This is a genomic window from Nonlabens xylanidelens, from assembly GCF_002934445.1.
In the GTDB taxonomy this organism is placed as follows: Bacteria; Bacteroidota; Bacteroidia; order Flavobacteriales; family Flavobacteriaceae; genus Nonlabens; species Nonlabens xylanidelens.
In genome coordinates, this window is the sequence record NZ_PTJE01000002.1 from 396,055 (window position 1) to 409,028 (window position 12,974).

General features: G+C 33.7%; 13 protein-coding genes and 1 pseudogene. 12 read left to right on the forward strand and 2 right to left on the reverse strand.

Annotation, left to right across the window (positions count from 1 at the left end; translation table 11 throughout):
• Window positions 1-9: 9 nt before the first annotated feature.
• Complete coding sequence (locus LY01_RS06850) at window positions 10-1,095, reverse strand: N-acetylmuramoyl-L-alanine amidase (RefSeq protein ID WP_104515083.1); 1,086 nt, start codon at window positions 1,093-1,095, stop codon at window positions 10-12.
• A gap of 143 nt (window positions 1,096-1,238) precedes the next feature.
• On the opposite strand from LY01_RS06850, the gene LY01_RS06855 reads away from it, so the two are divergent.
• The 7 genes from LY01_RS06855 (at window position 1,239) to LY01_RS06885 (ending at window position 8,840) form a co-directional block, all read left to right on the forward strand.
• Window positions 1,239-3,959 carry a putative LPS assembly protein LptD gene (locus tag LY01_RS06855; RefSeq protein WP_170034545.1) on the forward strand — a complete coding sequence of 907 codons (2,721 nt, stop codon included), beginning with the start codon at window positions 1,239-1,241 and terminating at the stop codon, window positions 3,957-3,959.
• A 343-nt stretch (window positions 3,960-4,302) separates the two neighbouring features.
• On the forward strand, window positions 4,303-5,337 hold the full coding sequence (locus LY01_RS06860; RefSeq protein ID WP_104515084.1) for a hypothetical protein: 1,035 nt from the start codon (window positions 4,303-4,305) through the stop codon (window positions 5,335-5,337).
• Window positions 5,338-5,559: 222 nt separating this feature from the next.
• The gene (locus LY01_RS06865) at window positions 5,560-6,231 is read left to right on the forward strand and encodes a hypothetical protein (RefSeq protein ID WP_104515085.1); all 672 of its coding nucleotides are present in this window, start codon (window positions 5,560-5,562) and stop codon (window positions 6,229-6,231) included.
• 222 nt (window positions 6,232-6,453) lie between these two features.
• Window positions 6,454-7,122 carry a hypothetical protein gene (locus LY01_RS06870; RefSeq protein WP_104515086.1) on the forward strand — a complete coding sequence of 223 codons (669 nt, stop codon included), beginning with the start codon at window positions 6,454-6,456 and terminating at the stop codon, window positions 7,120-7,122.
• A 228-nt stretch (window positions 7,123-7,350) separates the two neighbouring features.
• Window positions 7,351-8,061 (forward strand): class I SAM-dependent methyltransferase, encoded by a 711-nt coding sequence (locus LY01_RS06875; RefSeq protein WP_104515087.1) that lies wholly within the window; start codon window positions 7,351-7,353, stop codon window positions 8,059-8,061.
• Window positions 8,062-8,271: 210 nt separating this feature from the next.
• A complete protein-coding gene (locus LY01_RS06880; RefSeq protein ID WP_104515088.1) occupies window positions 8,272-8,463 on the forward strand; it encodes a hypothetical protein in 192 nt (63 codons plus the stop codon).
• A 2-nt stretch (window positions 8,464-8,465) separates the two neighbouring features.
• Window positions 8,466-8,840, forward strand: coding sequence for a hypothetical protein (locus LY01_RS06885; RefSeq protein WP_104515089.1), 375 nt, complete (start codon window positions 8,466-8,468; stop codon window positions 8,838-8,840).
• A gap of 50 nt (window positions 8,841-8,890) precedes the next feature.
• On the opposite strand, the pseudogene LY01_RS06890 reads toward LY01_RS06885, so the two are convergent.
• Window positions 8,891-9,196: pseudogene (locus LY01_RS06890) on the reverse strand (transposase); the annotation flags it as partial.
• Window positions 9,197-9,357: 161 nt separating this feature from the next.
• On the opposite strand from LY01_RS06890, the gene LY01_RS06895 reads away from it, so the two are divergent.
• The 5 genes from LY01_RS06895 (at window position 9,358) to LY01_RS06915 (ending at window position 12,970) form a co-directional block, all read left to right on the forward strand.
• Window positions 9,358-9,933, forward strand: a complete 576-nt coding sequence (locus tag LY01_RS06895) for a DoxX family membrane protein (RefSeq protein ID WP_104515090.1) — start codon at window positions 9,358-9,360, stop codon at window positions 9,931-9,933.
• 258 nt (window positions 9,934-10,191) lie between these two features.
• The gene (locus tag LY01_RS06900; RefSeq protein WP_104515091.1) at window positions 10,192-10,620 is read left to right on the forward strand and encodes a TIR domain-containing protein; all 429 of its coding nucleotides are present in this window, start codon (window positions 10,192-10,194) and stop codon (window positions 10,618-10,620) included.
• A gap of 28 nt (window positions 10,621-10,648) precedes the next feature.
• Window positions 10,649-11,020 carry a TIR domain-containing protein gene (locus LY01_RS06905; RefSeq protein WP_104515092.1) on the forward strand — a complete coding sequence of 124 codons (372 nt, stop codon included), beginning with the start codon at window positions 10,649-10,651 and terminating at the stop codon, window positions 11,018-11,020.
• Window positions 11,021-11,031: 11 nt separating this feature from the next.
• On the forward strand, window positions 11,032-12,000 hold the full coding sequence (locus LY01_RS06910) for a caspase family protein (RefSeq protein ID WP_104515093.1): 969 nt from the start codon (window positions 11,032-11,034) through the stop codon (window positions 11,998-12,000).
• A 10-nt stretch (window positions 12,001-12,010) separates the two neighbouring features.
• Window positions 12,011-12,970 carry a DNA/RNA non-specific endonuclease gene (locus tag LY01_RS06915; protein WP_146080380.1) on the forward strand — a complete coding sequence of 320 codons (960 nt, stop codon included), beginning with the start codon at window positions 12,011-12,013 and terminating at the stop codon, window positions 12,968-12,970.
• The last annotated feature ends 4 nt before the right edge of the window (window positions 12,971-12,974 follow it).

A 12,974-nucleotide genomic window follows, 5' to 3' on the forward strand; every position in this document is an offset into this window, starting at 1 on the left:
TATGAGTTATCACAACCTGCGACGTTCTCCATTCTCATAAATCACGATAAACGCTGACTTATAACCCTTTACGATTGCTTTTTTGCGTAAATCTGACGCCTCTTTTAGGCTAGAAAAATTACCAGTAAAGTATCGATATATACCTCCATCCTTCTCTCTAGAGATTTCTGGCAGCTTATTAAAGTTGTAGGACTTTGCTTCAAGTCTCTTACTACTCGCACTTATTTGCACCTTATAAATAGCATTACTAGCGGCTGGTTTTATAACCGTAGGACTAGAAGTATCTATTTGTTCTACTTCAAAAAGGTTGATATCTCTATTTTTTTGATAATCCAGTACCGCGTCATAAATAGATGCTGCTACTTTTTTCTGTCCAGCGCTGCTTTTAAGAAACGTACGCTCCTCTTTATTAGTTAGAAAACCAGTCTCTATAAGGACACTAGGCATATAAGAAAGTCTCAGTACGGCAAATCCTGCTTGCTTCACACCTCTATTCTTACGCTTTAAATCTTCGGCAAATCGTTTTTGAACGTTTGCACCCATTTCTATACTATTATCCAGGTATTCTTCTTGAATCATAAGATTAGTAGCAAAGCTAGATGGATCATTGGGGTCAAAACCCACATACTTTTCCTTATAATCTTCTTCTAATAAGATAACAGAATTCTCTCGTTGTACCACTTCTAGATTATCTGCATTTCTATGTATTCCTAGCACCCATGTTTCATTTCCTTTGGCCTGTGTTGCCGCGGCAGCATTACAGTGTACCGACACAAAAAGGTCTGCTTTTGCATTATTTGCTATGTCTGCTCGTTGATATAATTCTAGAAATTTATCTGTCGTACGCGTGTAAACCACTTTAATATCGGCATGCGACTCGAGTTGTTTTCCCAGTATTTTAACAACTTTAAGCGCTATATCCGACTCTTTTGTATTGGCTACAAATTTACCAGAGTCCTTACCACCATGGCCTGCATCTAGTACAACGGTAAAAACCTTTTTAACATTAGTTTTTGTAGAATCGATGGGTATATTTGCAATCGATAACACTGGTATAATAATTAAGGCAATAATAAGATATAACTTCGTTTTCATATTAAACTTATGAGTTGTGAATGTGTTGTTTATTAATTCGCTTTCGCGAAAGCGTAATTATCAAAAAACGCTTAAAATTTATATGTAGTTTTGACATTTCAAAAACCAGACCATTTCTAACAACGAAAATAGTACAACCTAGATTGCATTTACATTTAAAGCATATAATTTTTTTAACGCTCTTTTTATTAAGTGCTGCTACTGCAATAGCACAAGAGCTACCAGAAACTGGTACACCTATACCAGCACCAGCGCCACAACCTACTGAAAAAGAAGCAGAAAAAAAGCCTGCCAAAACTGTGGTTGATATAGAAGACCTTAAAAAAGAGAACGACACCGTCGTTAACGATTCTATAAAAAAGCCCAAAGCAGTTCTAGAATATGTAGTAGAATCTACCGCAAAGGACTATAAACGCATCGATAGAAGAGCAAATACCGTTACCCTTTATAACGAGGCAAAAATCACTTATGGAGACATTACCATAGAAGCCGGTACCATAATTATTAATAACAATACTGGTAATATAACAGCCTATGGTATCGTGCAAGATTCTCTAGGTTACACACAAAAACCGGTCTTTACACAAGGTACCAATGTGGTTAAACCAGACTCTATAGTATTTAATAAAGACTCTCAAAAAGCGCTTACCTATAATTCTAGCACCACGCAAGGAGAGTTTAATGTCGTGGCAGACGTGACTAAAAAGGTAAACGATTCTGTTTTCTACATGAAAAACGCACGTTTTACCACTTCTAAGAATCCAGATAATCCAGAATATTATTTCCTGGCACGTAAAATAAAATTTGTCCCAGGTAAAAAGATCGTCACCGGTCTGGTAAACATGTACATTGCAGATGTGCCTACACCGCTAGGTTTACCCTTTGCTTATTTCCCTATGACTACAGAGCGCAAGAGTGGTGTCGTTATCCCATCCTTCGGTAACAACAACACGCAGGGATATTTTTTACAAAACGGTGGTTACTATTTTGCCGTTAACGACTACATGGACCTTACCGTATTAGGAGACTATTTTACAAACGGTAGTTATGGTGCACGAGTAGAGAGCAATTACCGCGTGCGGTATAAATATAACGGTAGTTTAAGATTCCTTTTTGAAAACCAACTGCAAAGCGAGCGTGGTTTTTCTGACTTTTCACAAACCTCTCGTTACAACATTAACTGGCAGCACTCACAAGACAGCAAGTCCAGTCCTAGTTCCACATTTAGCGCCAGTGTAAACCTGGGTAGTAGTGAGTTTTATAGAGAGTCCTTTAACCAGATCAACCAGAGCGCCACACTAGTAAACAACCTGAGCAGTTCCATATCCTATTCAAAATCCTTCAGTGGAGAGCCGCAAGTAAATTTGAGCGCCAGTATAACACAAAACCAGAACACCAACACAGACGTCGTTAACCTAACCCTACCTACTCTACAAGGTAGTGTCTCAAGAGTCTATCCATTTGCACCCAAAGAAGGTGTAAAAAAAGGAGTGATTCAAAATATAAATTTACAGTACAATTTAAGAGGTGAAAATCGTATTACCACAAATGGAGACGATTTCCTGACAGAAAAAATGTTTGACAACGCCGTTTCTGGTTTACAACACAGCATACCGATAGCGACTAACTTTAAAGCAGGCTACTTCAGTTTCAGTGCCAATGCCAACTTTCAAGAAAACTGGGTGTTTGAAACCTTCAGACAGAAATTTGTAGAAGATGAAGACGGTGTTTTTGAAACCGTGACAGACACCATAAGCGGTTTTGACGCATACCGCACCTATAGCTATGGAGCCAGTGTAGGTACTACCGTTTATGGTAGCTGGAAATCAAAAAATCCAGAATCAAAAATCCAAGCCATACGTCACATCATACGTCCTAATTTAAGCTACAGTGCAAATCCTAGTTTTGAGCAATACTACGACCGTATATTAACAGAGCAAGGTCTAGACGCTCCTAGCGAAGAAGAGCAATTCTTCAGCCGTTTTGAAGGAACCTTGTTCGGTGCACCAGGACGTAATTTTTCTAGTAGCGTTAGTCTAGGTATACAAAACAACATAGAGGCCAAAGTGCGCGATCGCGATTCTACAAAAACCGATCTACGCAAGGTACAAGTACTTAAATCACTATCCTTTAACACCTCATACAATATTGCAGGAGATTCCCTTAACTGGAGTCCAGTTACCCTACGTGGTGTCATACCCATAACTAAGAACATAGACCTTAACTTTGACGCAAATCTAGATCCCTATGCCCTAGATAATAACAACAACCGCATCGATACCTTTAATATAGATAACGGCGGTAGTTTATTTAGACTTACACGAGCAGGAATACGTACCAGTTTTAAACTGAGTAGTGAAGACTTTAAAAAAGGCGATAAAGACAGTGATAAAGAAAAATCTAATGAGCGCACCCAGCAAAATGGTGGTCGCGATGACGACCTCTTCGGCCAGTCCATAGACTACAGTCGTGAGCAAAAACAAGAGCCCCTAAAGCAAGACGTAGACGTAAATAAAGACCGCTATAAATTTGATTTACCGTGGTCACTCAACTTTGCCTACACCATGACCTATAACAACGCACAGCGCCAGAACGAGATCAACCAGCAAAGTCTTATGGTAAGCGGTGACCTAGAACTGTCCCCACGATGGTCCATAGGTGGTAACACCGGTTATGATTTTGCAAATAAAGGTGTGTCTTTTACCACCCTACGTTTTCAGCGCGATCTAGAAAGTTTTACCATGAGTTTTAACTGGACACCTATAGGTACCAGTAACAGCTGGTTCTTCTTTATAGGGATAAAAGCAAGCGCCTTGAGCGATATTAAATGGGACCAGCGCAAACAGCCAGACCCAACATTTTAATACCCCAATAAACGGCAGCACCTACCCTACAGTCTAGACACATAAAATAACTATACTATAGATACCGCTTGCGCGAAAGCTGAACATCTAACCAACACATTACAACACAACACACACTTATAAGACCAACCAGATGCGTTGGTCTTTTTTAGGTCTAGAAATGAAAGAAGCTCTAGCCGTTATTAAACGTTTAATAATAAAAAATTCTTATATACACCTAAAACCGCAATACATAAAATGTCACAAAAAAGTTCTTATATACAACCCATATGGCAGGGTTAGTTAATGGTTTTTTACTAAATTGCTTATATATAACAGTTGTGCTTAATGCCGAAAAAACCGAATGCCAGAAATCGAAAACATAAAACAGTTTGCACTTTTAGAGGAATTTGAAACCTCTGACAAGTTGATTAAATTAGGTTTTGGCGAACTTCAAAACATCAACCTCAATAACGACTTTTACTTCCTTCCTTTTCAGCTTTTATCACAAGGATTTGAAAGATTTATGAAAGCCTACATTTGTATAGGACATTATCATAAACATCAAGAGCTACCAAATTTTAGATATCTTAAAAACTTAGGACACGATTTAGAAAAGTTACTAAAGGAAATAATAGACAATTATTACTTCGACTTCGATAGACCACAATTTGATATAGACAATGAATTTATCCTTACGAATTCAAATTTAAAAGAACTTCTTTTTATTCTTTCTGAGTTCGGGAAATTAGCAAGATATCATAATTTCGACTTGATTACTGATAATACACGAATTGGAATTAATACAAGAAAATTATGGGAAGATTTTGAAAATAAACTTCTTGACAAAAAAGACTACGAAAAACTAATGAACTTCGACTTAAATCACGAAGTTTATCAAAAAATAACGAATCATATTATTATCATATTTGAGAAGTTTGTTTCTGCATTATCAAGACAATTTATTTTTAAATGTTTAGGACAAAAAGGTTTGCAATTATCTGCAACAACAGTTTTTGACTTTGGTATGTTATACGATAAAGATTTCGGAAAGAAAGATTATAGAAGTCAAACTACAAGATATAAGCAAACACCTAAAAAAGAACATAAAAGAACTGTAATTGACGAATTACAAAGAAATATAAATCCAAATTATAAGTCGAGAAAAATAAACAAAACTGAATATGATGGAGATTGGCCTTTTTACGCTGACGAAGTAATTATCGAATGTAGAGAAAACCATTGGTGCATTGTAACGATTGATGGTTTGGACTTTGCTTTGAATGGTTCTGCAAGCGGACGATATAAATTGGAATTTCCTCACGATGCAGGAAGAGCAATTTTAGGAAAAAGCGTATCTGAATTTATAAAAATGGCTTTCGATTTGAACAAGGAATAAAGCACTAAGCACAACAGTGTATAAAAAACATAGGGCATTTGTGGCTTAACCGAAAGTTTGGGCATATTAATGAAGTCCGCTAAATATAAAATTTGGCGTTTATAGTAGAAAAGATAAAAGCAAAATATTTATATTTAGCTAAGTGATAAACTGAAACGATAGTGCTTATTAACAGCCCTACGATTTCTTATACTGAACGTTGCCACCAATTAAAAAAAACATATGGGATTAGATATGAGACCTATGGGAAAACCGAAAAAAGGTTTTGAAAAGAGGTTTAAAGAAATATTTGAAATGGTTAATTCGGATAATATCCCTAAACCAAGTTTGATTGATAAAATACGTGGGAAAAAATATCCGACGAAAGATGAATTAATTAAAGAATGGTTAGAGAATATAATTACCACTTATGAGACTATTAAAGCACCAATAGTTGGAAAAGATAAAGAAGCTGACAAGTGGCTACAAGAAAGATATGATGAGTTGGAGGAAAAGCCGTCATATGAAGTGTTTTTATCAGAGCATCAAGGCTATTATGTAATCCCTTTAGCAAAAGAACAAGATGGAGTTCCTTGCTATATAGCATTAGGTCAAGATGAAAATGTTTTTAGAGGTCAATTCCTAACTGATTGTGTTGATTTAATCGGAGAAGATTTAGTTAACGAAGCTTGGGAAACTAAACTTGCCGAAGAATCTCTCGATTATGGAAAAAGATTGATGAAAATTGCGGACAAGATTGCGACTGAGAATAATCTTGAATATTTAAAAGACCAGAAACTTCCACCTGAAGTAGAAGAAGACCAAATCGAATGGAAATTACATATCGTTTATTCCTTAGCCAAATGGTTGATTTTTTACGGACGAAACGGCCACGGATACGAAGCTGATTTCTGATAATAACTGGTGGCAACAACGTATATAGCTCATAGCTAGTCATTTGATTAATCGAAGTTAAGGTATATTTGCTAGTCCGCCAAATTTTTTAATTTGGCTTATTGAGAAAAAATAATAAGAAAAATTAAAAAATTCGGCTCGTGCTTAAACCGAAAATAATTTTATAATTTGCACGCTACGAGCCATATACAGAGACGTTACCCACCATTTGAAAAAAATCTGATGATAAAGAAAATTTTGATTTTATTAATATTCGCAACTGCTACAAGTTGTATCGGACAGAATGTTGTCGACAGTCTAGAAACGAAAGCAAAGAACAATCAAATTCCTGAAAAGTGGAATATGGAACTTTTCAATAACGACAAAAAGTGGTTAAAAGATACAAATTCAAAACCAATAAATTCGTTGGCATTTCCAGTTGAGAAATATGAATATTATGTTTTCAATAAACCATTCAACTTTGAAATTGATAACTCTCATTTTTCTGGAATATCATTTGGAGAAAATACAGGCGGAAAAGAGGACAAGTTTATTTTCAAACACGAACTGACAATAATTTTTTATACAAAGGAAAAAGATTATCAAGTAAATGGAGATGTTTCTTCACGAAATTTTCCATATCTGACAATTCAAGGCCAACTCGAACTGAATAATACTTACAGTTTTGTTGGAATTAAAAGTCCAGAAGATGCTGGATATTTGATTTTAAACTTAAAGTCCTTTGATTTAAGATTTGGTCAAACAATTATTATTTTCCCGAATAAAGACAATTCATTCCTTTATTTACAGTCTGATGAGAAACCAGTTACAGGCGAAGATTTTAATGAATTTATTGACAGAGTTAAAAATGATGATAGAATTGAAAAAATGATTGATAAAGTTAGTGGATAAAAACGGTGGGTAACACCGTATAAAAATAATAGGGCAATTAGCGCTTAATTCAACTGCCTGTGCATTTTTGCGAAGTCGCCAAATTTTTAAATTTGGCTTATTTAGACAAAAAGATAATAAGAAAAATTTAAAAATTCGGCTTGTGTTTAACCGAATAGTAACTGTCTATTTTCAGCCCTACTATTCTTATACAATTCCGTTGTAAATAATTATGACCAACCATACTTAATGAAAGAAATTTACGAACCAAAATTTGTAGAAAAGTTATTTGATAAAATGTCGAGTTCTTATACAAAAGTAAACTACATAACGTCATTTGGATTTAGTGAAAGATGGCGAAGACAATGTGTAGAGGAAATTGAAATCGAAGGTGGAAAAGTTGTTGTGGATTTAATGACTGGAATGGGAGAATGTTGGAAATATATCCTAAAGAAATCGGATAGTAACTCAAAATTAATTGGACTTGACTTTTCATCTGGAATGATTGACCGAGCTGAAAAAAGAAAAGCAAAATTCAGCGAATCTAAAATAGAATTACTAAAAGAAAATGTATTTGATAACTCAATCGAAAACGAATCTGTTGATTATGTAATATCTGGCTTTGGATTAAAGACATTTAATGATGAACAACTTTTAAATCTTGCCAATGAAATTGACCGAATTCTAAAACGAAATGGGCAATTTTCATTAATTGATGTTTCAATACCAAAAATTGGAATTTTAAAACCGTTCTATATGTTTTACTTAAAGAACGTTATTCCGATTTTAGGAAAAGTTTTTTTAGGAAGTCCAGAGACCTATAAAATGTTAGGTATTTACACACAAGAGTTCGGGAATTCTAAAAATGTATTTGAGATTTTTAAGAGAGTAAATTTTGAAGTTGAGTACATTGAATATTTTTTCGGTTGTGCTAGCGGAATTAAGGGCGTGAAAAAATAACTATTTACAACACTATATATAGCAAATTGGGCGATTAGTGTTTAACCGAAAGTACATTGTCTATTTGCAAAGTCGCCAAATCTTTTGATTTGGTATTAAAAGAGAAAAATTAAAACAAAATACAAAAGATTTGGCTTGTAGCTAAACCGAAAGTAATTGCTTATTTTCTGCCCAACTTGCCATATATTTAACGTTGGCAATAATATAAAAATGACGCTCGAAACGATATACGAAAAAGCAAGTGGAATAATTGGAATTGACGGAATGACTGTCAACGAAAGACTTTATGTTTCAGGATTAATGGATATTTTTGACCAAGCAAAAAAAAATGATAAAGATTTAGCGAAAACAATTCTCAAAGCACTAAAAGTTGACTTAAAGTCAATCGATAAAATAGTTTGATAATGGAATATAGTATTCAAGACAAAAGAGAATTAAATCAAGCTGAAATTGAGTTTCTGACTTATCTATTTGAAAAAGAAAAAACAGAATGGACTGACTTAATCAAAAACCTGAAAGTAATTGCGAGATGTGGTTGCGGAAATTGTCCAACCATAATGTTTGGGAAAAATTTTGAATCTAAAGTTCAGGAAAATGAAAATTTAAAAATTGACTATACTGGAAAAGGTAAAAACGGAGAATTAATTGGAATATCTATATTCGGAACTGACCAAATGCCGACTGAATTAGAATTTTACTCAATAGATGGAGAATCTGATATTATAGAAATTCCGAAAATTGACACTCTGAAATCTGTAAAGGAAAAACAAACTGAATAAAAAATACTATTGCCAACAAAGAACTGTGGTAAAAAACAAGCGAATTTCACTTAATTTCTAACCAGTACACTTCTATATCCGTCATCATATATTAATCCTGATTTTGCTATAGCAAAAGCCTGTTTTAAGAGCTTATTACAGACAGCTATTAAGGCTAGTTTTTTACTCTTTCCTTTGGCTACTATTCGATCGTAAATTGCCTTGCATGCTTTGTTGTATTTACAAGCATTAAAACTGCACATAAACAGTAGGTTTCTTAGCTTCTGGTTACCTATTTTACTTATTCATGCTCTTCCATTTATACTCGTTCCGCTTTGCCTTATTATAGGCGTTAATCCAGCATAACTGCATAGCTCATCACTTACATCGTGCATAATTAATTGCTGGCTTCTCGCCTACTTACGAAAATCCTCGCGGACTTTCTTGGTCGGTTATTATTTACTAAATTAGTTGCTTAAACCACGCAACAAACCATATACAAACACGTTGCCATTAATTTAAAAAAACAATCATCCAATTGAAAAAAGAAAAGATAATTGACTTTGGAATATTAGCGTTACGCTGGTATTTGGTTTTCTATATGATTAATTATGGTTGGAGTAAATTAACTTTAAGCCAGTTTGGAGTTTACGACCCATCAATATTGGAACATCCAATTAAGGATATTGATAGTTTTTATGTTGCTTGGCATCTATTTGGAAGAAGTACTTTTTTCAATGTTGCAACTGGAATTTTGGAAATTATTGGCGGAATACTATTGATATTTAACAGAACAGTATTGATTGGGGCTTTAATAGTTTTATCAATCTTGGCTCAGATTTTAATTATAGACATAGCTTTTACAACAGCTGTTCAAGGTTTTGCACTTCCCATTAGAATTGGAGGAATGATTTTAGCTGATTTATTAATTTTATATTATTACAGAGACAAGATTATTATTGCTTGGGAAAATTTAACGAGCGGAATTACGACAAAATTCAAATACAAATGGTGGATATTTTTAATCCTTCCAATCGTTGGTTTTTTAATGGACTTTGTTTTTGCTATTCTTACAATGCCGTTTAAGCTATTATTGAATTGGATTGCGGAATAAAACTAATGGCAACAACGTATATAGCTCATAGCTAGTTATTTACTGAATCGAAGTTAAGGCATATTTGCTAGTCCGCCAAATTTTTTAATTTGGCTTATTGAAAAGAAAAGGTAATAAGAAAATTAAAAAATTCGGCTCGTGCTTAACCGAATAGTTATCGCTAATTTGCACGCTACAAGCGATATACAAAACCGTTAGCGTTCATGCGAAGAATGCACCCTGACGCATAATGATTGGTTTATTTTGAATAAGTTATAGATGGGATTATTAAAATGGTTATTAGGAGCCGAAGAAAATAAAAATGAGAGGCGCAAAAAAGTTTTTATAAGTTTTGCGATTGAGGATATTGAATATAGAAATTATTTAGTTGAACAAGCAAAAAAGAAAAACTCACCATTCTACTTCATTGATATGTCAGCAAAAAAAGCTTGGAAACAAAGTGAATGGAAGAAGAAATGTAGAACAAAAATTAAGCAATGTGATGGTGTAATCGCACTATTAAGTAAAAAAACACATCTTGCTGGAGGTGCAAGATGGGAAATTCAATGCGCTAGAGAAGAAGGAGTAAAAATTATAGGAATGCATATTTTTAAAAATAACAAAGGAGCTATTCCGACAGAATTAAAAGGCAAAAGAGTAATTGAATGGAACTGGAATAACTTAGAAAAATTCGTTAATAATTTATAAATAATTTTAAAAATAAAAACTAAATATTATGGCAGATAAAAAAGTTTTATTCATTGCATTTGCAATAGAAGATGTAAATCAAAGAAGTTTACTAAAAGGTCAATCACTTCATCCAAGGTCACCTTATGAATTCATAGATATGTCTGTGAAACAGGCATACGACAAAGATTGGCAAGCTAGAGTTAGAACAAGAATTAGACGTTCTGATGGAGTTATTATTCTTGTAAGCAAGAATTCTCTAAAATCGACTGGCCAAAAATGGGAGATACAATGTGCGAAAGATGAAAGGAAGAAAATTTTAGGCATTTATGCATATTCCTATGATCGTACTAATATAGTAGGTGTAAACACCAAAGTGTGGTCAGATACTAACATAAGTAACTTTATAGACACTCTTTAATATAAATTATAATGTTAAAAAAAGCACTCGTAATAGGAATAAACAATTATCCAAACCACCCTCTTAAAGGAGCTGTTAACGACGCTAAAATCATTTCTGAGTTACTACAAGTTAATGGAAATGACACAACTAATTTTGAAGTAAAAACCCTTTATGATGTTGGTACGAAATCTGAATTATTAACTGAAATTTCGAGTTTTTTTGAAGTTAGTGCTGATATGTGCCTTTTATATTTTGCAGGACATGGCTATGTAAATGAATTAGGCGGCTTTTTAGTAACGCCTGATCACAAAAGATATGATGAAGGAATTGACATGAATTATATCTTAAAATTAGCCAATAAATCAGAAATAAGAAACAAGGTAATTATTCTTGATTGTTGTAAAGCAGGAAGTTTTGCCATGCCTGTTGAAGATGGAAGTATAACACATATAAAAACGGGAACTTCAATCCTTACATCCTCAAGAGAAGATGAACCATCAAAAGAAATAAATGGTCATGGTGTTTTTACAAATCTTTTAATAGAGGGTTTAAAAGGAGGTGCAGCAGATGTTAGAGGCCAGATTTCCCCAGGTGGTTTATATGCTTATATTGATCAGGCTTTAGGTGTCCACGAGCAGAGACCTGTTTTTAAAACTAATGTAACTGAGTTTGTTGAATTAAGAAGTGTAATTCCTCAAGTTCCACTTAGCACTCTTCGAAAACTAACTGAATATTTTCATTCTCCTTCAGATAGCTTGCAACTAGATCCCTCATTTGAGGATACCAACTCAAATGATGTTGATCATAAAGTAATAGAACCTTACGCTAACCCAGTAAATGTAGCAATTTTTAAGAATCTTCAAAAATTAGAAGGTGTAGGTTTAATAGTTCCAATTGGTGAAGAGCATATGTATTTTGCGGCAATGCATTCTAAAGCGTGTAAACTGACTTCTTTAGGACATCATTATTGGAGATTAGTTCGTGAAAGTAGAATATAAATGTAAAAACATGAAGGGGTATAATATTCATTTTTTAGGTAAAAACAATGTGGTCGAAATACCTGATTGCAAGGAGTGTATTCATGACATTGCAATTAATAAAGAAACCGCGAAATATGAATTAGATTATATCTATTATAGTGTAATACAAAGTAAGAGCAGAAGAGTTCCTATTATTAGTGCAAGTAACATTTATAGAACTAAATTCGAGAAAGTTGCCAGAGCAGGTAATTTTAAAGGAGATAAAAGGATTAGTAAGGGCGAGCAACTAACGTCTAATGATTATAAACAATTCAATAAAATTAAAGCAGCGACCATTGAAAAAGGTCATATGACTAAAAGAGAAGATGTTCAATGGGATATGAATGGAAATAAAGATGAAGCAAAAAATGCAGCAATAAGCACATTCTTTTATCCTAATGCTGCACCACAACATGATTCTTTAAATAATGGGCCTTGGAAATATTTAGAAAATTCTGTTATTATAAAAGGTAGAGTTCCTAAGCCAATAAAAGTATCTGTCTTTACTGGCCCTGTATTAGATGATTTAGACCCTGAATTTAAAGAAAAACTTTATGACGGTTCAGTTTTCAAAATTCCTGTTCTATTTTGGAAATTAATCTATTACTTGAAGGAAGATGGCAATCTTTATAAAGCAGGTTTTTTAATGGGACAAATTAATCCATTAAGAAAAGATAATCTGATTGATGAGATTGGTTTTCGAGAGTTTGGAGTGGAAGAAAAAATATCTTCGCTCAAACCGTTTCTCGAATTTAAGGAGGATGAAAATTATCAAGTTCCTGTTTCGTTAATTGAAAAACTTACAAAATTAAAGTTTCAAGCTGCTATTGACCTTCATGCAAATATCAAACCATCAGTTTTAAAATTAGAAGAAGTCCAAATCAGAAGTTTTGAAGAAACAACACTTGATCAAGGAATAAGCTATGAAATTAATGGTTTATTAGTATAATAAA